This is a genomic window from Caproicibacterium sp. BJN0003 (assembly GCF_026314295.1).
GTDB lineage: Bacteria > Bacillota > Clostridia > Oscillospirales > Acutalibacteraceae > Caproicibacterium.
On sequence record NZ_CP111108.1, the window covers coordinates 1,865,982 to 1,885,414 of the forward strand.

Here is a 19,433-nt window from a genome sequence, read left to right on the forward strand (position 1 = left end):
GAGTGTTTTTGCATTGACATCAGCCGAACAGGTTGGAAAGCAGCGGAACCAGCGTAATGCCGATCAGGGCCACGCCGCCGCCCGCCATGAGCTGTTTAATGCCTTGACTTTTCGCTCCTGGATTATCATTTCCATACCCTTCCAGAAGGTTGATCGCGCCCCAAATGGCAAGGCCCGCGCCGAGGGCGATCACGAGGGTCTGGAGAACGCCGATTGCGGAATGAAAGAAACTCATAATATTACCTCCAATTCTGATTTTGAAAATGAAAAAAGCCGCTATTCTGCGGCTTTCGGGTCCCCGGAGAGGTCAACGGAATACGTGTTGAACACATCGTCCGGTTTCGGTTTTAATTGGGTGGACAGAAATTTCTCAATATGAAAGGCGTTGCGGGGATTGTAATCGGACAGGTACTTGTAGTTCGGATGCTTTGTAATGTCGTACTTGTCCGAAAGGAAAGGCCGGACGCCGCGAAGCTGGAGGATACACTTGCCTCCGTCGAGAACGGACAGCTCATCGACCGAAGCTAAATCTTTCCCCAATTTTTGATAATTGAGGCTGTGAGAAACCTCACGGCCCCGGCTTTCGCCGGTGTTAAAGGTATCTATTGTCTCCTTCCCAAGTGATTCCGTCAGTTCTTTCAGGGTCGTGCGCTCCTTGCCGCCGAGGAAGATGGCGCTGTCGCAGTTGCCGATAATCGTGTCGGCGTTGTCTTTGTACAGGGCCTTGAGTTGGCTCTGCGCCTGCAAAACAAGGCAGGCCGAGATTTCACGGCTTCGGATGGTGGCGATCAACTTTTCAAACTTGGGGATCTGCCCGATGTTGGCAAATTCGTCGAGCAGGCACCGGACATGGACGGGCAAACGTCCGCCGTACACGTCGTCAGCCTTTTCGCACAGCAGGTTGAAAAGCTGTGTATAGGCCATCGAAACTAAAAAATTAAAGGTGTCGTCTGTATCAGAAATAATGATGAACAGAGCGGTTTTCCGGTCGCCCAGCGTGTCCAGTTCCAGCTCGTCGTAGGCTGTCAGGTCACGAAGCTCCTGAATGTCGAAGGGGGCCATTCTTGCTCCGCAGGAAATAAGGATTGACTTTGCTGTTTTGCCCGCCGCCAACTTATATTTCTTATATTGCCGGACGGCGAAGTGATTCGGATTTTCCTTTTCCAGCGCCTCAAACATGAGATCTACGGGATTTTTGAATTCCTCATCATCTTCCCGGACCTCCGAGGCGTTGATGAATTCGATCAGCGTGGCGAAATTCTGTTCCTCGACCGGGGCCTCATAGTGGATGTAGCCGATGAGTGCCGTGTAAAAGAGAGTCTCTGCTTTTTCCCAGAAGTCATCTCCGGATTTACCGTTCCCCTTGGTGTTGGCGATCAGCGCCGTGACCAGCTTCAAGATGTCCTTTTCCGAATGGATGTACGCGAAGGGGTTGTAGCGCATCGACTTTTTGAAGTTGATGGTGTTGAGAATTTTGATGCGGTAACCCCTGCGCCGCAGGAGACTTCCGCATTCCACGACGATGCTGCCCTTCGGGTCCGTAACAACGAAGCTGGTCGGATAGTCCTTGGAATCGCACTGCATCAGGTTCGGCTTGATGAAAAACCGCGTCTTGCCGGAACCGGAGCCGCCGACGACCAGCACGTTTTTGTTCCGGGATGTTTTGGGGTCCTTCGGACGGCTGTTCATGGTAAGCCGTTCCGTCTGCGTGAGAATGACGTTGTTTTCAAAAACGGGGTCGATGTAGGGTCTGATATCTTCGGCCTTGCCCCAGCGGGCCGAGCCGTATTCCACGTTTTTTCGGAATTTCTTGGCGTTCCGGCCTTTGACGTAGACCGCCAGCCGGAGCGCGGCGGCGAGAAGGACGCCCACGCCGAGGTCGGCCGGATAAAAGCTCGGCAGCGGAGAGGAAAACGCGTCGGTAAGGCCGTCCGTCAGGTGCAGGAGCTTCCCCGAAGCGTCCGCGCCTGCGGCCAGCCTCCACGCCTGCCCGAACTTGGTGGCAAACAATGCGACAAACAGGTAGGGCAGATTCATCAGGAGCAGCTTTTTTGTTTTCTCACTCATCGCGCCCGCTCCTGTTCCTTATGTCTCACCCGGTCAACGGTATTCGCCTTGACCAGATCCTTGAACTGCCGGAGCCGCGAGAGAACGGAGGGCCTTTTCGCCCGGTTCACCGTTTTTGCCGTGAACTCGGTGAAAGCGGCGGTGAGCGCGTCCGCGTCCCGCGCCTTGAAAAAGACGAGATATTTCGGCGGCGAAACGCTGCGGTCCTTCTTGACGGCGTAATCCACGCCGTATTTCCGCGCCACGCGGTCAAAGGATTTGATATTGCTGTCGGTGATCTCCATGTTGGAAACGCCCGCGTTCTGACCGACGAGCTGTTTCACCGTCTGTCTGCCGTGCGGGGCCACGGGACCGACGTGGGCCTTGGCGTTTTTCTTCTCCTTCCGGTGGGCCAGATACTTAGCAATCGCCGCTTTGAGCACCCGGCCCGTGAGCTTCGTGCCGCTGATGATGAGCGTCACGGAACGGTTTTCAATTTCTTCCTGCAAGCAAAACACCTCCTGTCATGGAAAAACCGCCTTTCATCATCGTTCATCATGGGAAGGCGGCTTTTTCTTTGCCGGGGCCGGGTTCCTGTCGGACCGGCTGTCCGGCCTTTTTTCCTCGCTCTTTTTCAGAAAAGGGGTGAGGACGGTTTCCTTGCTGTCCATGTACATTTCCTCGGTTTTCTGCTGCGCCTGCTGGAGCTTTGAGATGGCGTCGGTCACATCGTTGAACAGCGAGTGGTACATTTTCTGATAGTCCGGCACGTTACCTCCGCTCCTTTTCCGCGTCTTTTTCCCGGCCCTGTCCCTTGACGGTGAGAATGCCGTCAAGCGTGGTGGCGGTAATATGCAGCCGTTCCGCCGTGGCAATGTCATTTTTCACGGGTTCGTTCACGTTTCTGCCGCAGACCACCAGCACATGAGCACGGCGCAGAAAGTTGCAGGCAATGTCGATGCCGTCCTTGTGTTCCTGCGGGATGGCGTCGTTGAGGAAAAGCGGCAGGGACAGAATCGGGCAGACGGGCGAAAAGCCCGCGTCGTAGATTTTGCGGCAATATTACGCCGCATCCTCGGTGTTTTCGATTTCATCCGCGCCCCACGGGGCGGTGATGTATGCGAGGGGTCGTTTCATGATAAAAATTCTCCTTCCCAATTTTTTGTCGGGCATGAAAACAGCCCGCGCTGGACGTTTACCGTCCGGGCGGGCCGCTTCCGTACATGTCGTGATTGACCAGCGCCGAGTAGTAGCTGCTGATGGTGGTCGGTGCCTGATATAGCGCGGTCAGGATGTAGCTTCGGATGTTGCGGACGTCGGTGGTATTCTTGTCCAGACACTCCAGCACATATTCGACGTGGCTGTCATCGAGCTTCAAAAGCCTGCTTTTCACTGTTTCGGCGGGCATATCCTCACCGGCGATCCGAATCTCCTTTTTCCGGCTGCATACGGTATCGAGCATAATGCCCACGATTTCGTCCAGACGCTCCGGGTCGCATCTCTGCCGCAGGACGTCGTAGGAGATATTCTCTTTGATAATTTCGCGGTAGGCATCCGCCGCATCCATCGCATCAGCCGGGGCAACGGCCTCCGGTTTTCGGTCTGCCGGATTGGATTGATACGTATTTGCTCCATACGTATTTGATTTTTTAGGGATATTAGTTCCCTTAGTATTTAATTGCGCGGGGTTTTCCGTATCCGGTTTTTCCATATCCGGGTTATCCAGATACGGGTTTTCCGTATCTGGTGAATCCGTATCCGGGAAAGGCGTACCCGGCGATTTGCGTGGTTGCTCATAGATGGTGTATTCGGTGTCAGTGATGCGTCCGTCTTTGCCGCGAAGCTGTCGGCGCTCCATATAGCCCGCGCTTTCCAGCTCCTTGAGCGTTTTTCCGATGGCGTCCACACCTTCGCGGCAGATGGAGGCAAGGCCCCGCGTGGTGTAATCCCAATCGTCCGGAAGGGAGAGCATCATGGACAAAAGTCCTTTCGCTTTCAGGGACAAAGCCCTGTTCTTCAGGTGATGGTTACTCATAACTGTGTAATCCCGTGTCCGCTCCACACGAAAAACCGCCATTTGTATCACTCCCTTCCTCAAACGACTGGCTTAGTCGGTAATCGTGAAATTCAGCGTCAGCTCATGTGACACATTCGTTGTCTTTGCCCACGCCAAACCAAATTTAGCGGTAAGTGCCAGATTCCCCGATGCTCCGTTCGCGCCGAGCGTTCCCAGCGGCACTTCCGACGCGAGGTCGCCCGTGTAAACGGGAGTTTCCCGATCAACCGCCGTCCAGCCCGAACCGGCTGTGTTACTGATTCCCACGCCGAGCGCGATTCCACTTCCGGTCTGTGCCGCCGTCAGGCTGCTCCAATCCGAATAGGCTGTGGGGGCGGCGTCACCGATGCCGGAAGTCGCTTTCAGGCCCGCGACGGAAACCTTAACGGGAAAAGTGGAATGGTTGGTGATTGGAATATCCGGTGCGGTGAACGGCGTACTGCTGTTCGGGTCGATGGAATAGCCGATACTGACCGGATGCGTCACGGAGACGAGTTCATCCGTATGGTAGTGGGTGACAGCCGAAATGTTACCGGCATTGTCCACGGCGGCAATATGAATGTAAAAGCCGCTGCCGGACGGGCGGGAAAAAATATAGCTGTCCGATGTGGTTGTAATGCTCCCGTCAGGGACGGTATCGGGGCTGTTGTCCACCACGATGGAATAGCCCTTCATACCGGTTTTTAGGGATGTCGATATAACCGGAGAATCATATTTCACGCCGTCGTTCTGGCCGGTAGCCTCCACATAGTATTGATAGCCGGTGGCGTTGTCCTGCGAGGAATAATTGACGGTATACCGCGTCCGGCCGGAATTGTGCGTAACGCCGGAAATAGCCGGTTTGTCCGGCGCGTCCAAGTCCTGTCCCTTATGATCGTTCCAGCTTGTGTCGGTCGTGATCTGAGCAAGGTAAAACAGGGTATTAGCGGTAACGCGCTGCTCGTCCGGCGTTGCCTCACCATTAGAGTGACCGGTCTGGATTAGGGCGCAGTTGCTCCATGTTGTCAGATAAAAATTATTGGTGCCTTTGCCGGTTGAATCGCTTTGCGGCACACCGCCGCAATATGGATAGGGCGGCTGGTATGCCATCCAAATGTCCCCAAGTGCAATCTGCGAATTGGAGTGGGACGTCGGGACGGTCAGTGCCGTACCTATGCCGCCTATATTCCAAGGGTAGTTGGTCAGCAGTCCCTTTTTCGTAACGGAAATCTCCGAGCCGCCTAACGGTGTATAGCGGTTGATCGTTTCAATGTTTACATAATGGGCGAGTTTGAAAAAATTCGGATTGGCAATGGCGTCGTTGGAAACAAGCGTATCGTGTCCGAAGCAAACGCCCCTTCCGGTTCTAATAAACGCATCCGTATCGGATTCCGCCGCTGCCGATAAGTCTTGCAGGTTGTTGTTATCCCACGCCCCGAAGTACAGCACATCGTATTTGAAATTGCCGTCCGCGTTTTTCAAGTAAGCGTCGGGATTGGCGTTGAAATCCGAGATCGAAACGGTATCCACGGAAATGAGGCCCTTGCCGTAGCCTTTGGAATCATACCCGTTCGGCGTTTCCATCCACATTTTAAGGGATGCCGACTTCGGCAGGGTGTAGCTCTTTCCCTGCCACGTCGTAAAGGAAACGGTCGGCGTGACTATGGGGTAGATGTTCAGAACCTTCGCGTGATCTTTGGCAGGGATGCTCTGGAAAGTCGATTCATGCGCGGATTTGGAATAGAGCATGTAGCTGTACGGCTGGCTTTTGTCGCTGTTCGTCCAGTTCAGCGCCACATAGTTCCCGGACGGATTCGGCGTCGCGGTCAGCGTCAGCACCGAAGCGGCGGATGCCGCGAACGCGGGCGAAACGCCAGACAGTAGAATTCCGGCGGCAAGCAGAGGGACGAGAAAAAGCCGCCTGAATGATTGTCTCAAATAGAAACCCTCCTTTCGGCGTGGAAGGTTGGCCGGGAAAATCCCGGCCAATTCCCGCACTCATGTCTTTATGCAAGCTGGAACTGGAAAACAAGCTGATGGTTGGCCGTGTACGCTCCGTCGAACGCGAGGCCATAGTCAGCCGTGAGGGACAACGCGCCGGAAACGCTCGGATTCAGCGTCCCGACCTGCAACGGCGAATCGTTCACTGCCCAATGGGTGGAAGTGCTGTACCCGCTGTTCCAGCCGGAATTGCCTTTTGCCGCAATGCCGAGCGCAATGTACTTTTTGGAATCCGCGAGGTTGAGAGAACGCCACGCTTTCGCGGACGGATCGACGTCGGTGAAGGTAAGCGTTCCGCCCGAAGCGGCTTTCATGGATTCCACTGTGGTGATCACCGCGACTTTGGTGTTGTTGGTCACTTTGATGTCGGGCGCGGTAAAGGTTTCGGCGTCCGGGCTGATGGCATAGGCCACGTTGATCGGGTGTGTGACAGAGATGGTCAACGGCGAGATGGAACCGTTGATCGTCACGTTTCCCGTGACGCTGCCCGTACCGGTGTCGGTTTTGTCGGCGGCGAACGCTGGGACTGCCGCCGTCACGCCGAGTACGGCAAAGGTGACGATGCCCGCGAGGATCTTTCTGAGTTTGCTTTTCATTGAGAAGCCTCCTTATGAATTTTTATATCAACCGGACCGTCCGGCTGATTACGAAACGGAAAGATGGATTTTGTAGTCGGCCATTCCGAGGTAAGCCTTGGTATCCTTGCTGTAATACCGGATTGTCGCCGTCACGCTGTAATCACCGTGTGAAATCTGCCGGGAAAGGGTGAGGCCGTCGATGTGCTGCCCCGGATAGATCGGCGCGGATTTTGCCACTACTTCGCCGTTCAGCACAATTTCACACTGCATAATGACGGTGTTGGAGGACGGGTTTTCCACTTCCCATATGCCTGTGCTACCCTTTGCTCCGCTGGAAAAAGAAGCCTGCGCGCTTACCTTGTCGGTGACGGTGACTTCCTGCTTTTGAAGCCGGGACAGGATTTCCTGCCGTGACGGGGTGCTGCCGCTTCCGGGTTCCGCGCTCCCGGTATCGTCCAGAGACGGAACGGACGATGAGGGAACGGAACTGGACGGCGGCGGGTTCGGGCAGGGGTGCTGATTTCCGCAGCTCCGCAGCAAAAGCAGCAGGAGAAGCAGTAACAGCAGAAGAATCGCAAGGATATACGGCCATTTGCGCTTTCGCTTTTCATCCTCCTTTTTACCTTCGCTTTTGTTGATTTTTTCAGTTGTCATGCGGTTTCCTCCTTTATCAAGACATGAAAAAAGGCGCTCCTTTCGGAACGCCTGAAACGACGGTTATTACCTTTCCTGATCCCGCTGCCGCTTTTTTTGCCATCCATCAAGCAACCGGATAATGACCTGCTCCATCTGCTGCGGGGTATACGATTTTGGAAAATATTTTTGGAGCTTATCAGCCTTAATAGTCAAGTCGTTTTTCTCCGGTTTCTTTTCCTCCGACATGATCGCCATCATACTGTCCTCATTCAAATGCCCATCCGCGCTGAATTTTTTCAGCCGCTGGGCCTGTGAGAGAGAAGGGGTGACCTGTTCGCTTTCGATGGTGTCCAGCAAAAGCGTCTGTTCCTCCGGTTTGAGGTACGACAGCTCCACGGCAGGGGTCATGGCAATTTTTTTATCGTCCACCATCTGCTGAAGCTGCGGCGTCAGCTCATTCAGCCGGATAAAACGCTGCACCTGCCTGCCACTTTCGCCAGCTTCTTTCCCCACAAGTTCAGCACTTTCTAAACCTTCCAACTTCCCGACAACTTGTCGGGAAGTTAAATCCGTCCGTGCACCTTGCCGCTTAATGGCTTCCAGCTTCATTTTGTACGCCTTGGCCCGTTCACTCGGCAGGATATTTTCACGCTGGATGTTGCTGTCAACCATGATAATGGTCGCGGCGTCATCGTCCAGGTCACGGATGATAACCGGCATGGTGGAAAGCCCCGCCAATTCGCAGGCGTGTTTGCGCCGATGGCCGGAAATAAGCTCATAACCGCCGTCCGCTCGGGGACGGACAATGACGGGAACCAACACGCCGTATTCCTTAATGCTCTCCACAGTTTCTTTCATGGCATCATCGTCCCGCACCTGAAACGGATGGTCGGGGAACGGGTGCAGCTCCGAAAGCGGCATATCCGTGACCTTTTCCAGCTTTTCATCCTCGCGGGTTTCCTCCGTGGAGAAAATATCATCGTAGCTGTTCAGACTTATGTTTTTGGCGCTGCTTTTCAATTTTTAGCACCTCCTTCGTCAGTTCCCGGTACGCTTCGGCAACCTTGCCTTTCGGGTCATGCACGAAAATACTCCGGCCCTCCGCGCTGGTCTCGGCGGCACGGACGGAATGGGGAATCTCCACGTCAAATATTTTCAGCTTTGAGCCGTAGGTGTCCCGCAGCAGGGCGCTGATTTCTTTGGAATAATTGGTCCGACTGTCCACCATCGTCAGCAGAATGCCGTCGATTTTGAGTTTCGGATTGATCTGCCGCCGCACCTTATTGATCGTCTGCAAAAGCTGTTCGAGGCCCTTCGCCGGAAGATACTGCGCCTGAACGGGAATGAGTACGCTGTCGGCAGCGGCCAGCGCGTTGACGGTCAGCATCCCCAGCGAGGGCATACAGTCCAACAGCACGTAGTCGTATTGACGTTTTACGCCGTCCAGATATTGCTTCAGAATTTTTTCACGGCTCATGGCGTTGACGAGCGATACCTCCATGCCGGAAAGCTCGATGTTGGCGGGCATCAGGTCAACGCCTTCGTCATGATGCAAAAGGCCCTCACCGGGGACGATGGTTTCCTCGTTCAGCACCTTACCCATGATCGTCGCCAGCGTCACGGGCAGTTGGTCAGGCTGGGGATTGCCCAAACTGATGGTCAGGGAACCCTGCGGGTCGCTGTCCACCAAAAGCACCTTTTTCCCTTCCTGCGCCAGCCCGATGCCGAGATTGGCACAAGTTGTGGTCTTGCCGACGCCGCCCTTTTGATTGGCAACGGCAATTACATTGGTCATGTGATTTTTTCACCTCCCGCTGAAATAGAAAAAGGACGTTCCTTTTTACGGAACGCCCTTAAAATATGATGAACTTATTCGATTTTTGGGGGTAAATACTGCTTCTTAATTGCCCGTAAGCCCTTGGTATTACTGACTTCTTTGAATAAATGCCGTAAGAACACTCGCACCAGCAGCAGAGCCGTCGAACTTGACGGCTCTGCTCTATTTTTCTCTTGTTTTCTTCGATTTTCTCACTTATACTACCTCCCTTGTGAAATAAATGCTGTAAGAACACTCGCAACCGAGATATCAGCACAAGTTTATAAATTACTCTTTTGAATGGTTGGATATATAAAATAGGCAAGAGCAAATGCCCTTGCCTATCGTTCTTATGGAGTTGGAATGCCCACTTGTATTGTGTTTGGTATCTGCGTGATGATGGGAGTGTACAGATCAACATCTTGTTTGGGCGTGGAAAGAGATACTACCAGAGAATATCTAATTTTGCTATCACATTTTCCGAGATAACTTCTTTCACGCCACCACCCAATAACTGGATACACTGCAATGTAATTGGCATTACACAAGTTCACAGCACTGTCTTTAATGAAATCAGAATGGATTGATCCTACATCTCTATTATCAGAGCCTAAATACCAGCGTGTACTTCCACTGCTTCCGTCGCCCTTGTCCTTAATATCTTCTCCACGCATTTTTATATCGATACGTTTCTTGAAGTCCTCAATGGTTTCATCCGTATTCATCACATCAAAACGTAATCCGCATGAAGGATAGCGATACCTGTCTCGCCAACCTTTTTCGCCAGGACCGGGTTCAATGAAATAGGATAATGTAACGCGCAATTCAACATCAATGCTACCCAATGCTTGGAGGACTTCCGCAGGCCAAGGAATCTTATGTAAGTGCATCTCCTTCATTTGAGGTCGACTTCCATTTTTCTCAAATGGTTGGAGTTCACCTTGAATAATCATATTCACGGAATTGTTCATACATTGGATAGCCTTATCTAAATGCGGAATTCCATAACCACATGAGCGAAGCAAGTTTCGTCGCCCTTTTGTCTTTAATTCATCCGTACAGAACTGCTTATGCATTTCACCAGTCCATCTTGCGGAATGGACTAATAAAGCTCGTACAGTTTCTGGCCAAATCCCTGGGTACTTCGCGTAAATTTGAGCAGCCATCCATGCTGCTTGAGCTGTTGCGGAGCTTGTACCCCAAATTGTAGAGAATGGCCGGACGAGAGGCTGTCGGTTTGTCGTCAGCAAAGAAAGGTCAGGGCAAGACATATAATCTTGTCCGTTTGTAGCAACATTACCACCATCCAAGAGGATCTCTGGCTTTATTGGCCATTTGTTGTCCCAGTTTACCGATGTTGAACTGTACGGAGAGAGGGCTCCTTTGTCGGCAACGGGGGAGAAGCCATTGTATTCTTGAGCTCCAATGGTTACATCCTTGGTATATGCACCAACAGTCAAAGCATTCCATGATTGTCCCGGATTTTCAACGCAATGTAGCACGCTTGCATCAGGGTAGGCTACATCCGACAATTCTGCAGGTTCAACATTACCTGCACTGACGAAGAAAAGTCTCTTTTCTTCGCTCCCCTCGGCGCCAGAAGTAAGGCTGTCCAAAGCAGCAGACCATGAAGTAGGGCTGCCATCTGGGGTGTTGTATTCGGAAGACGTTACTGCCATGCATACAGCTCGTTCTGCTTCGGGGTTTGCAATTTCAGCTAAAGCTACTGCACGTTCTGTTACGGCACCATACAAATCCGGTGGATTTTCACCGCGTGGTGGTAGAATTTTTACTGATTCAATCTTATGGAGAATATCTTGTGGTTTATCATCCACAAGTTGTTCCTTCAAATCTTTGTACAATGCAATACCGGCCATTTCGGTTCCGTGGCCCTCATCATCAGCTGTTCCCCAAGTGGATTCAACTGCCTGCACACCTTGATCATAAACCGCTGGAGATAATAGCGGGTGCGCAGCAGACAAACCTGTGTCTAAAAGGCAAACTGTTGCTTTTGTATCATGAAAAGTTGTTCGCGATAATAATTCCTTTACCCACTCTTGCTGTTCTCTACCCGTTAATTCATCAAAAAAGCTAGTGGATTCTGGAGCGCGACGCATTTCAGCAATATACTCACAGGCGGAAATCATATTTTTGAGTTGTTCACTGTTAGCTTTGACAAGACGTACAATTCGCTCTGGGAAAACAATATGTCGCTCGTTCAATTCGATTCGAAAATCTGCACAGCAGCTAACAAAGTTGTCCTCTGCTTCTTCCATATCGTTTTGTTCATAGCGAAGCCAAATTTCACACCAAACTGGAACATCTGCTGGCATGGTTCGCAGGTCACCAAACCAAAAAGAATCCAGCATTGCTAATTTGACATTCTCAATGCTTCGCACCAAATTATTGTTTTTGGGCTTTTGCCCTTCTTCAACAGGTTCAGCATAGGCTTGTACCTTCTCAAGAAAATACGCCTCTTGCCCTGCGGGTATGTAGACAGTTGCCTTTACTGTTTCAGTACTTGCATCTGTCTTGACGTTCAAAAGACGTATACCTTTCTGAAGATTCTCTAGGCTTTTTATAGCCAAATCATGTTGCGCTGCACTAGAAAACTCAAGGTATACGCCTTCTTTGTACCGGATAGCCGCAACTTGCTTTTGAGTAAGTGACTGTTCTCGACACTCCTGCAATTTCCGGCTAATAAAAGCAGCGTGAGCGCCTGGGTTACTACGCTTAGGATAATCGACCTCAAAAGGAGTGCGGCGTGATACATACGGTAACGAGTCCATTGTATTCCGCAAAAAAATATTTTTCTTTTCTATTTCCAACACTTATGCCTCCTTTGACGAATATGCGGCAATACGCTCATCGACCAAGAGCATAAGTTGCTTTTGGCTTATCTCAGAGTTACTCAAGATGGCACTTTTAATGGCATCATCACATACGCGAATAATTTCAGCATGACTTAAAACTTTAGCCCTTTCAACGAGGTCCGTTGATGTTTCAAAACTATTGTCAAAAGTCGTCAGTTTCAATTCAAACAAACGACGAATTTCGTCCTTGGTCGGCATAGAATAGTGAAGAACATCATCAAAGCGTCTGAATAGAGCCTGATCCAACAACTTTTGATTGTTAGTCGCTGCTATTATAATACTTTCTGATGTGTCTTGCTCGATAAATTGAAGAAAAGAGTTCAAGATTCTACGCATCTCGCCAACTTCGTTGTCCAGACCCCGGTCAGCACCAATCGCGTCAAATTCATCGAAAAAGTACACGCCAATAGACGAATCTACGGAATCAAAAATTTGACGCAACTTGGAACTGGTTTCGCCCATAAACTTGGTGACCAATTTATCCATCTGTACAGTATAAAGAGGAAGCCCCAACTCAGAAGCAATAACAGATGCAGTAAAGGTCTTACCGGTACCTGGTTTGCCCTCGATGAGGATTTTCCTTCGGTTGCTTAACCCGTATTTTTGAAGCTTGTTGCGGTTTCTGAACTCATTTAAAATACGTTCAATACGGCCAGCGATTTCATCTGATACAATTAAATCAGAAAGTCTGTCAGAGGGAACGGTCATAAGTAGCATGGGGTTTTGTTGGTTTAATCGTAAAATATTTCCCTTTGTAGATCCGATTTTTTCGGCATACTGTTTCAACTCTCGGGCGAAGGTTTCGTGGCCATGCTTTGCTTCATATGCAGCGATTTGAAGAACCACTGTTTTGAATTTCTCTTCATCGTGGTCAATATGTGCTTTAATAAGGTTATTAACATGTTCAGCCGTTGCCACAAAATCACCTCCCCAATATATAGAATAAATCATAATAATAGTACTCGTTAGAGCCTCAAAAGTCAATAAAATCGAACATGTCCTGCTCATCATTTTAATAGGACCCTAAATGTGTCCATAAATAGAGTATTCTTATTCTTAATCATGTTATGCCAAAAAGCGGATTTTGGGAATAATTTATTCTGACGGCAGTGTAACAGTCTTAGACCGAAGGCAGGACTTTCCTATGAATCGCCAGCGGCACTTTGGGGGCCTTGTTCTGGTGTTACGATTGCCGACGCCGCCACCTTATTGGTTGGCGATAGCAATTACGTTGGTCGTGCAGCCTTCATTTCCGAAAAAAGGACGTCCCATTTTCGTGGAACGCCCTCTAAAATATGATGAGCATATTCGATTTTGGGGTGTAAATACTGCTTTTCGATTACCTACAAACCCTTGATATTACTGGCTTTTTTTAATAAGTGCCGTAAGAACACTCGCACCATCTAGGCCACGAAACTAAAATGTTTCGTGGCTCTTTTTGTGTCGTCTATTTTATTTATGAACTATAAAATGGGAAAAAGCGCAGCTGCGGAGAGAAGGCTCTGCGGCTACGCTTTTATTTACGCTAACTATTTCAGAAGAGGCATAAATCCTGTTAACTTATTTACTTTTTTCTTACTTCCATAAATAGCAATTCCAAAATAAGTATGTTCTTGTTCTGGTACAGATACTGCTTTTGAAACGTATTCACTGTAAATATTACAACTCTGTGCCACATCGGAAAAATGGACATCGGACGCGCTTATCGTCTGCGTCAGGCGTAAACTGAATAATGATATTGCGTATTTCATATTGACAAAACTTGATTTGACGCATATACTAATAACACATCAAATAATTTTGATATGAGGTGATGACTTGGCAACCGTTTATGAGGAACACGCAAAAGTGTTCAAAGCATTGTGTGATGAAAAACGTTTAAGGATACTTGAGCTTCTTCGCGGCGGGGAAAAATGCGCCTGCATTTTGTTGGAACAATTGGACTTAGGGCAGTCGGGGCTTTCCTATCACATGAAGATTCTGGTTGAATCAGGTATTGTGGAGAGCCGTCAGGAAGGCAAATGGACACATTACAAAATCAGTGAAAAGGGCAGCGCTTATGCTGGTACTCTACTGAAAGAATTGACAACGCCCAACGCAGTAGCCGAAGAGAATATTGGCTGCATTTGCTGCAAATACTAAAAGCTATCTGGATGATGGCTTTTTTAAAGCAGAATACATCAAAATATTTTGATATGATTGTCCTTTTATCGAAAGTGAGGTTTTTATCCAGTGCAAATACTAAAAGCAATTTGGGATTTCTTCCAGTATCAGATTCTTGCCATGAAGTGGCTGGATGGGCTGATTGGAAGAGGCCTATCCGCTATTGGACTTGATACGTCGGCACGGCTGGGCGGAAGCATTGAATTCTTCCTGTACGACGTAATTAAGATTACGATACTTCTGTGTTTCCTGATTTTTCTCATCAGCTATATTCAAAGCTATTTCCCTCCAGAGCGCAGCAAGCGAATTCTTGGACGTTTTCATGGTGTCTGGGCCAACTGCATCTCGGCGCTCCTTGGGACGGTGACGCCGTTCTGTTCCTGCTCCTCCATACCACTGTTCATCGGGTTTACATCAGCTGGGCTTCCGGTCGGCGTGACGTTCTCGTTCCTGATTTCCTCTCCGATGGTGGATCTCGGATCGCTGCTCCTGTTGATGGGCATCTTTGGAGCAAAGGTGGCAATCATCTATGTGGCCGTCGGTCTGGTTGTCGCGGTTGTCGGTGGTACGATTATCGAGAAACTGCATATGGAGAGATATGTTGAAAGCTTTATTCTGTCAGCGGGCAGTGTGGATATTGAATCCCCCGATCTGACAAAGAAAGACCGGCTGATTTATGCAAAGGAGCAAATGCTGTCCACTTTCAAAAAAGTGTTTCCTTATATTTTAGTCGGTGTCGGCATCGGTGCGGTCATTCACAACTGGATTCCAGCGGAATGGGTGTCGCTTGTGCTCGGCAGCAAAAATCCCTTTGGTGTTATTCTGGCAACCCTGATCGGTGTGCCGATGTACGCAGATATTTTTGGCACAATTCCGATTGCGGAGGCACTGTTATACAAAGGAGCGCAGCTTGGCACGATCCTCTCCTTTATGATGGCCGTAACCACGTTGTCCCTGCCGTCCATGATCATGCTCCGCAAGGCGGTGAAGCCAAAGCTGCTGGCGCTGTTCATCGGTATCTGTACCATAGGCATTATCCTTGTAGGTTACTTCTTTAACGCGATTCAGGGATTCATCATATAAGGAGGAAAGTATTATGGCAAAGACATGGTATCCTGTTATTGACTATCTGACCTGCGCGGAGTGCGGCACCTGTGCTGCAAAGTGTTCCCACGGTGTTTATGATCCCTCAAAGGCTCCGTCACCCGTCGTAAAAAATCCGGAGGCATGCATTGACCATTGCCACGGCTGCGGAAATCGGTGCCCGGTTGGCGCGATTACCTATGTTGGCGACGATACCGGCTGGACACCGCCGAACGGCGCACAGGAATCTGAGGGAGACGGCTGTTCCTGCGGATGCGACACATCTTCTGAAAAGAAGATTGTCGTTGAGTATCTCTATCTTGATTTGCAGACCTGTAACCGCTGCATCGGAACGGACGCTGTGCTTGATGAAGTAATGGCAACGCTTACCCCCGCGCTGCGGCTTGCCGGTTTGGATGTTGAGTATAACAAAATCGAGATGAAATCTGCGGAGCTTGCTGAACGGTTTAGGTTTCTTTCCTCTCCGACGATCCGTGTAAATGGTCAGGACATTTGCGGGTTCGTAAAAGAAAACAATTGCGGATGCTGTAGTGAAATAAGCGGAACTGATGTTGACTGTCGGGTATTCGAATACAAAGGGGAAAGTTATGAAGTACCCCCAAAAGAAATGCTTGCCGAGGCAATTCTGAAAACCATATTCGGAACGACAGGCAATTGTTCCTGCGTCGATTATAAACTACCGGATAATCTGAAAATTTTTTACGAGGGGAAAGCCAGTAAATCAGCATGCTCCTGCGGGGGCAACTGCTGCTAACCAATAACATCAACTTATAAAGGAGCGTAATGAATATGTCACTGTTCGGAAAGAAAAAGGAAGAAACGACCTCCTCCTGCTGCGGAGGAAACTGCGATGCGGAAAGCATGGCAAAGGCTGAAAGCGCTAAAACCGAGGGCGCGAGTGTGAAAGTACTTGGAAGCGGCTGCGCAAAATGCAATCAGCTTGAAGCGGCTACTAAAGCAGCGTTGGAGCAACTCGGCATGGATACGACGATTGACCATGTCACTGATTTCTCACAAATCGCAGCCTATGGCGTAATGTCAACGCCCGCCCTTGTGATAGATGGAAAAGTGGTTTCTTTTGGCAAGGTTTTAAAGGCCGAGGAAGTTGTGAAGCTTCTGCAAAAAGTCAGATAATTTTTATAAGGACGGTTTTAGCATGAGTAAACCAAAGGTAGCCTTTATCTGCGTCCATAACTCCTGTCGAAGTCAGATCGCCGAGACACTGGGAAAGCACCTTGCCGCCGATGTTTTTGAAAGTTATTCTGCTGGGACGGAACTGAAAGACCGCATAAACCCCGATGCGATTCGCCTTATGAAGCAGCTCTATGGAATCGATATGGAACAAAGTCAGTGCCCGAAGCTGCTTGAGGCACTCCCTCCCGTGGATGTGGTTGTTACAATGGGCTGCAATGTGGAATGTCCGTATCTGCCGTGTAAGCGCCGTGAGGATTGGGGACTACCTGACCCAACGGGGAAAAACGATGCAGAGTTCATTTCCGTAATGCATACAATTGAGGGTAAAATTACAGACTTAGCAAAATCATTGAAATAGAGACTTAGCATGTCGGCCGGAAAATTAGAATGACTTTGATATTGCATTCCAATCAGGGAAGCCAGTTTACTTTCGTTCAATTTATCGAACACGGTATCACGCAGAGCATGAGCGCCGCAGGGTGTCCTTATGACAATGCTCCGATGGAACGTTATTACAATACTTTTAAGGCAGAATTGATCAATCGCTTCAACTTTCGAACCGATGAAGAATTGGCACATGCTGTTTCAGAGTTCGCCTATGTTTGGTACAATCAGGTCCCACCCACATTCGTACAACGATTATCAAACGCCCTATGAGGCAGGTATGGATTGAATCAATTTAGACAGCTGTGTTACAAAAACGCTTGACCATTACACTATATAATAGCCATATTAAATAAAGAATAGAATTAAAAGTCTTTAAGCCTCAAGGCATTTTTGTCTTGGGGCCTTATTATTATCCATTGTTTTAAGTCTTTCCAAAATTGTCACACTGTCCTATTGGCATAGATTGCGTAATGAAATAGTTTTTGATTTTTCTATAATTCGCTGGAAAAAGCCCTTTATTCCTTGGAATCTTCTTTGGTGAATAGGAAAACAAAGGGGAAGGTCCAATCGCCACTTTTTGAGTGCTTTCCGAAGCGAATAGAGGTCATCAGACTTGTTCTGATAACCTCTATTTTGATATGCTTATAAATTGACCTCTTTTTAACCGGATGTTCAAATGATTGAAGCAACTGTTTATTTTAACTATTGGGCTGTACTTTATATTTTAGAAAAAAATCAGGCTCCAAGGCGTTTTTGCCCTAGAGCCTAACCTTACTTATGCTGTGTAAAGATTCTCTTGTTCCTCTATTTTTTTAGCTTTTTCCAACATGCTGGCTTTGCTGTACTGGTCAAGATTGTATCTTGTAACGGACGAGTCACAGTGAAATGTAGTTGGATTCCCCAAATCAGAATGAAATGCAACCTTAAAGATTACTTCCACCCTGTCATGAAAAACGGTCACACGATCTACATATTGCTGAACCATAGCACGAACTTCTTCCTTATGACTGCTCTTTGCAAATTCTTTGATTTTGGAGAGATTTTTGAGAACTTGTTTCTCCGTAAAAGCAGGAATGTTCTGATGCCTATTTTCGTATTTCTGGAGAAACAGGTCGCAGTCTTCGATCTGCTTTTCCACGTTTTTCAGTTTATCTCCCAGTGCCTTATTGTATCCGGTCTTTTCAATCGCTTCTACAAGATTATCGCGAGACTTTTTTAGGACTTTCAAAGTAGCACGATACTCTTTGTATTCATCACTGCTATTGTTACTGTTTTCCTGAAGCTTTTTATTTAACTGACGAGTAATCTCTGGGATTGCATTGCGATTGAAAAAGTGATCAAATAACTCTTCAATGACAAACCCTTCCACATATTCCTTACGAACTTCACCGTTGCTGCAGGAATGGCTATTGTCGCGATTGTTGCAGCGATAAGTCAAATAAGTAGGCCCTCCATTTCCGGTATTACGAGGATTTCCGTGCATTTTGCCTCCACATTCACCGCAATAGATCAATCCGGAGAGAAGATAAAAGTACTTATTGTGGCTCTTGCCTTTCGGGTTGATTTGACGGATAGCCTGCACCCTATTCCACAACTCTTTAGAAATAATGGCAGGAACACCTCCCTCTACACGGATGATCTCGCTATTCGGTTTCTTTTTATGACTGTTGCGCTTTCCCTGAGAATTACCCCTCGCGATCTGATTAAAAATATAAACGCCGGTATATTTTTCATTGTTCAAGATTGCGTATAGGCTGTTCTTTCCAAAGGGTCTTCCTGCCTTCGTCTTTTTGCCCAGGGCATTCAAACGATCGATAATTGAATTATAACCATAGCCCTGACTGTACATTTGGAAAATCAGTCTTACCGATTCGGCCTCTTCTTCGTTCACAACATACTTTTGATTAACGATATCGTAACCGAGGCAGCCTCTTCCCCCATTAGATAAACATTTGTAGGCGTTTTCACGTTGCCCTTTAAGAACTTCATTCGCAAGGTTTGAAATGTACCATTCGCTCATTCCGGAAATGATTTTTAACATGAAGTCGCCAATCGCATTGTTTTCAAAATGTTCGTATGCAGAAATCACGGAAACATTAAAGTCCTTTAGCCCATTGATAATACGCAAGGTATCTTCTGTACTTCTTGAAAAACGGTCAAGCTTATGAACGATAATCGCTTGAAACTTCCCCTGCTTTGCATCCGTAAGCATTTGTTGAAAAGCAGGTCTCTTTGTATTTTTGCCGCTGCGAGCACGGTCACAGTAAAAATTTGTGATCTCATATGTTCCTTGCGCCGCATAAACAGAGATATATCGTTTTTGCGCATCAATTGATTCTTCTCTTTGCATATCGCTGGAAAAGCGGCAATAACCGACCGCCTTTATTTTTCCATTCATTAGATTTCCACTTTCCATCAAAGATTTCCTCCTCTAATTTTTATTCATTTAGCTCTAGCAAATTAATTGCTTTTATATCAGATTCAAAAAGCCGCGGAAAGTTTTTAATTTCCCGCGGCTTTCTATTTTTATTTTCTATTTCAAGGCTCGTTTATAAGCCGACAAAGCATATCGATCATTGGTGAAAAAAAGGCAGCCATAT

19 protein-coding genes and 2 pseudogenes are annotated in these 19,433 nt (G+C 48.4%); 6 read left to right on the top strand and 15 right to left on the bottom strand.

All coding sequences use genetic code 11. The annotated features are described in order from the left end of the window. Positions 1-19 precede the first annotated feature (19 nt). From OP489_RS09270 to OP489_RS09335, 14 genes and pseudogenes are all read right to left on the bottom strand, one after another. Entirely contained in the window at positions 20-235 is a 216-nt protein-coding gene (locus OP489_RS09270; protein ID WP_013485766.1) for a Maff2 family mobile element protein, read from the bottom strand. A 41-nt stretch (positions 236-276) separates the two neighbouring features. Next, positions 277-2,067: a VirD4-like conjugal transfer protein, CD1115 family gene (locus OP489_RS09275; RefSeq protein WP_180340638.1), complete on the bottom strand. Its 1,791-nt coding sequence runs from the start codon at positions 2,065-2,067 to the stop codon at positions 277-279. Continuing rightward, a complete protein-coding gene (locus OP489_RS09280) occupies positions 2,064-2,555 on the bottom strand; it encodes a PcfB family protein (protein ID WP_266161694.1) in 492 nt (163 codons plus the stop codon). Before OP489_RS09280 ends, OP489_RS09275 begins: the two co-directional genes overlap by 4 nt. A 36-nt stretch (positions 2,556-2,591) precedes the next feature. Continuing rightward, complete coding sequence (locus OP489_RS09285; protein ID WP_266161695.1) at positions 2,592-2,816, bottom strand: hypothetical protein; 225 nt, start codon at positions 2,814-2,816, stop codon at positions 2,592-2,594. Position 2,817: 1 nt separating this feature from the next. Then, a pseudogene (locus OP489_RS09290) lies at positions 2,818-3,183 on the bottom strand (hypothetical protein). 58 nt (positions 3,184-3,241) lie between these two features. After that, positions 3,242-4,123 (bottom strand): DUF6017 domain-containing protein, encoded by an 882-nt coding sequence (locus OP489_RS09295; protein ID WP_266161696.1) that lies wholly within the window; start codon positions 4,121-4,123, stop codon positions 3,242-3,244. Between the two features lie 30 nt (positions 4,124-4,153). After that, on the bottom strand, positions 4,154-6,019 hold the full coding sequence (locus OP489_RS09300; protein WP_266161697.1) for a DUF5057 domain-containing protein: 1,866 nt from the start codon (positions 6,017-6,019) through the stop codon (positions 4,154-4,156). A 68-nt stretch (positions 6,020-6,087) separates the two neighbouring features. After that, on the bottom strand, positions 6,088-6,678 hold the full coding sequence (locus tag OP489_RS09305; RefSeq protein ID WP_266161698.1) for a hypothetical protein: 591 nt from the start codon (positions 6,676-6,678) through the stop codon (positions 6,088-6,090). A 48-nt stretch (positions 6,679-6,726) separates the two neighbouring features. Then, complete coding sequence (locus tag OP489_RS09310; protein WP_266161700.1) at positions 6,727-7,314, bottom strand: hypothetical protein; 588 nt, start codon at positions 7,312-7,314, stop codon at positions 6,727-6,729. 66 nt (positions 7,315-7,380) lie between these two features. Next, entirely contained in the window at positions 7,381-8,316 is a 936-nt protein-coding gene (locus tag OP489_RS09315) for a ParB/RepB/Spo0J family partition protein (protein ID WP_266161701.1), read from the bottom strand. Further along, on the bottom strand, positions 8,273-9,091 hold the full coding sequence (locus OP489_RS09320; RefSeq protein ID WP_266161703.1) for a ParA family protein: 819 nt from the start codon (positions 9,089-9,091) through the stop codon (positions 8,273-8,275). Before OP489_RS09320 ends, OP489_RS09315 begins: the two co-directional genes overlap by 44 nt. A 371-nt stretch (positions 9,092-9,462) precedes the next feature. After that, positions 9,463-11,943, bottom strand: coding sequence for a S8 family peptidase (locus OP489_RS09325; RefSeq protein WP_266161704.1), 2,481 nt, complete (start codon positions 11,941-11,943; stop codon positions 9,463-9,465). Continuing rightward, the gene (locus tag OP489_RS09330) at positions 11,944-12,903 is read right to left on the bottom strand and encodes an AAA family ATPase (protein ID WP_266161706.1); all 960 of its coding nucleotides are present in this window, start codon (positions 12,901-12,903) and stop codon (positions 11,944-11,946) included. Positions 12,904-13,514: 611 nt separating this feature from the next. Then, on the bottom strand, positions 13,515-13,736 hold the full coding sequence (locus OP489_RS09335) for a DUF2000 family protein (protein ID WP_416232446.1): 222 nt from the start codon (positions 13,734-13,736) through the stop codon (positions 13,515-13,517). 67 nt (positions 13,737-13,803) lie between these two features. Here OP489_RS09335 and OP489_RS09340 point away from each other — a divergent pair, with 67 nt between their 5' ends. The 6 genes and pseudogenes from OP489_RS09340 to OP489_RS09365 form a co-directional block, all read left to right on the top strand. Next, positions 13,804-14,127 carry an ArsR/SmtB family transcription factor gene (locus tag OP489_RS09340; protein WP_266161708.1) on the top strand — a complete coding sequence of 108 codons (324 nt, stop codon included), beginning with the start codon at positions 13,804-13,806 and terminating at the stop codon, positions 14,125-14,127. A 90-nt stretch (positions 14,128-14,217) separates the two neighbouring features. Further along, complete coding sequence (locus tag OP489_RS09345; protein WP_266161709.1) at positions 14,218-15,231, top strand: permease; 1,014 nt, start codon at positions 14,218-14,220, stop codon at positions 15,229-15,231. Between the two features lie 13 nt (positions 15,232-15,244). Beyond that, positions 15,245-16,006, top strand: a complete 762-nt coding sequence (locus OP489_RS09350) for a DUF2703 domain-containing protein (protein WP_266161710.1) — start codon at positions 15,245-15,247, stop codon at positions 16,004-16,006. A gap of 35 nt (positions 16,007-16,041) precedes the next feature. Beyond that, the gene (locus tag OP489_RS09355) at positions 16,042-16,386 is read left to right on the top strand and encodes a thioredoxin family protein (protein WP_266161711.1); all 345 of its coding nucleotides are present in this window, start codon (positions 16,042-16,044) and stop codon (positions 16,384-16,386) included. A gap of 22 nt (positions 16,387-16,408) precedes the next feature. Further along, positions 16,409-16,804 (top strand): arsenate reductase ArsC, encoded by a 396-nt coding sequence (locus tag OP489_RS09360; RefSeq protein WP_266161714.1) that lies wholly within the window; start codon positions 16,409-16,411, stop codon positions 16,802-16,804. A gap of 35 nt (positions 16,805-16,839) precedes the next feature. Beyond that, positions 16,840-17,119 (top strand): annotated as a pseudogene (locus tag OP489_RS09365) (transposase); the annotation flags it as partial. Positions 17,120-17,608: 489 nt separating this feature from the next. Here OP489_RS09365 and OP489_RS09370 read toward each other — a convergent pair. Continuing rightward, positions 17,609-19,249 carry a recombinase family protein gene (locus OP489_RS09370; protein ID WP_266161715.1) on the bottom strand — a complete coding sequence of 547 codons (1,641 nt, stop codon included), beginning with the start codon at positions 19,247-19,249 and terminating at the stop codon, positions 17,609-17,611. Between the last annotated feature and the right edge of the window lie 184 nt (positions 19,250-19,433).

Coding starts and splice junctions, on each gene's coding strand:
- OP489_RS09305 (WP_266161698.1), bottom strand. CDS start 6,678: ATGAAAAGCAAACTCAGAAAGATCCTCGCGGGCATCGTCACCTTTGCC.
- OP489_RS09355 (WP_266161711.1), top strand. CDS start 16,042: ATGTCACTGTTCGGAAAGAAAAAGGAAGAAACGACCTCCTCCTGCTGC.
- OP489_RS09370 (WP_266161715.1), bottom strand. CDS start 19,249: ATGGAAAGTGGAAATCTAATGAATGGAAAAATAAAGGCGGTCGGTTAT.
- OP489_RS09320 (WP_266161703.1), bottom strand. CDS start 9,091: ATGACCAATGTAATTGCCGTTGCCAATCAAAAGGGCGGCGTCGGCAAG.
- OP489_RS09295 (WP_266161696.1), bottom strand. CDS start 4,123: ATGGCGGTTTTTCGTGTGGAGCGGACACGGGATTACACAGTTATGAGT.
- OP489_RS09310 (WP_266161700.1), bottom strand. CDS start 7,314: ATGACAACTGAAAAAATCAACAAAAGCGAAGGTAAAAAGGAGGATGAA.
- OP489_RS09335 (WP_416232446.1), bottom strand. CDS start 13,736: ATGAAATACGCAATATCATTATTCAGTTTACGCCTGACGCAGACGATA.
- OP489_RS09350 (WP_266161710.1), top strand. CDS start 15,245: ATGGCAAAGACATGGTATCCTGTTATTGACTATCTGACCTGCGCGGAG.
- OP489_RS09360 (WP_266161714.1), top strand. CDS start 16,409: ATGAGTAAACCAAAGGTAGCCTTTATCTGCGTCCATAACTCCTGTCGA.
- OP489_RS09275 (WP_180340638.1), bottom strand. CDS start 2,067: ATGAGTGAGAAAACAAAAAAGCTGCTCCTGATGAATCTGCCCTACCTG.
- OP489_RS09270 (WP_013485766.1), bottom strand. CDS start 235: ATGAGTTTCTTTCATTCCGCAATCGGCGTTCTCCAGACCCTCGTGATC.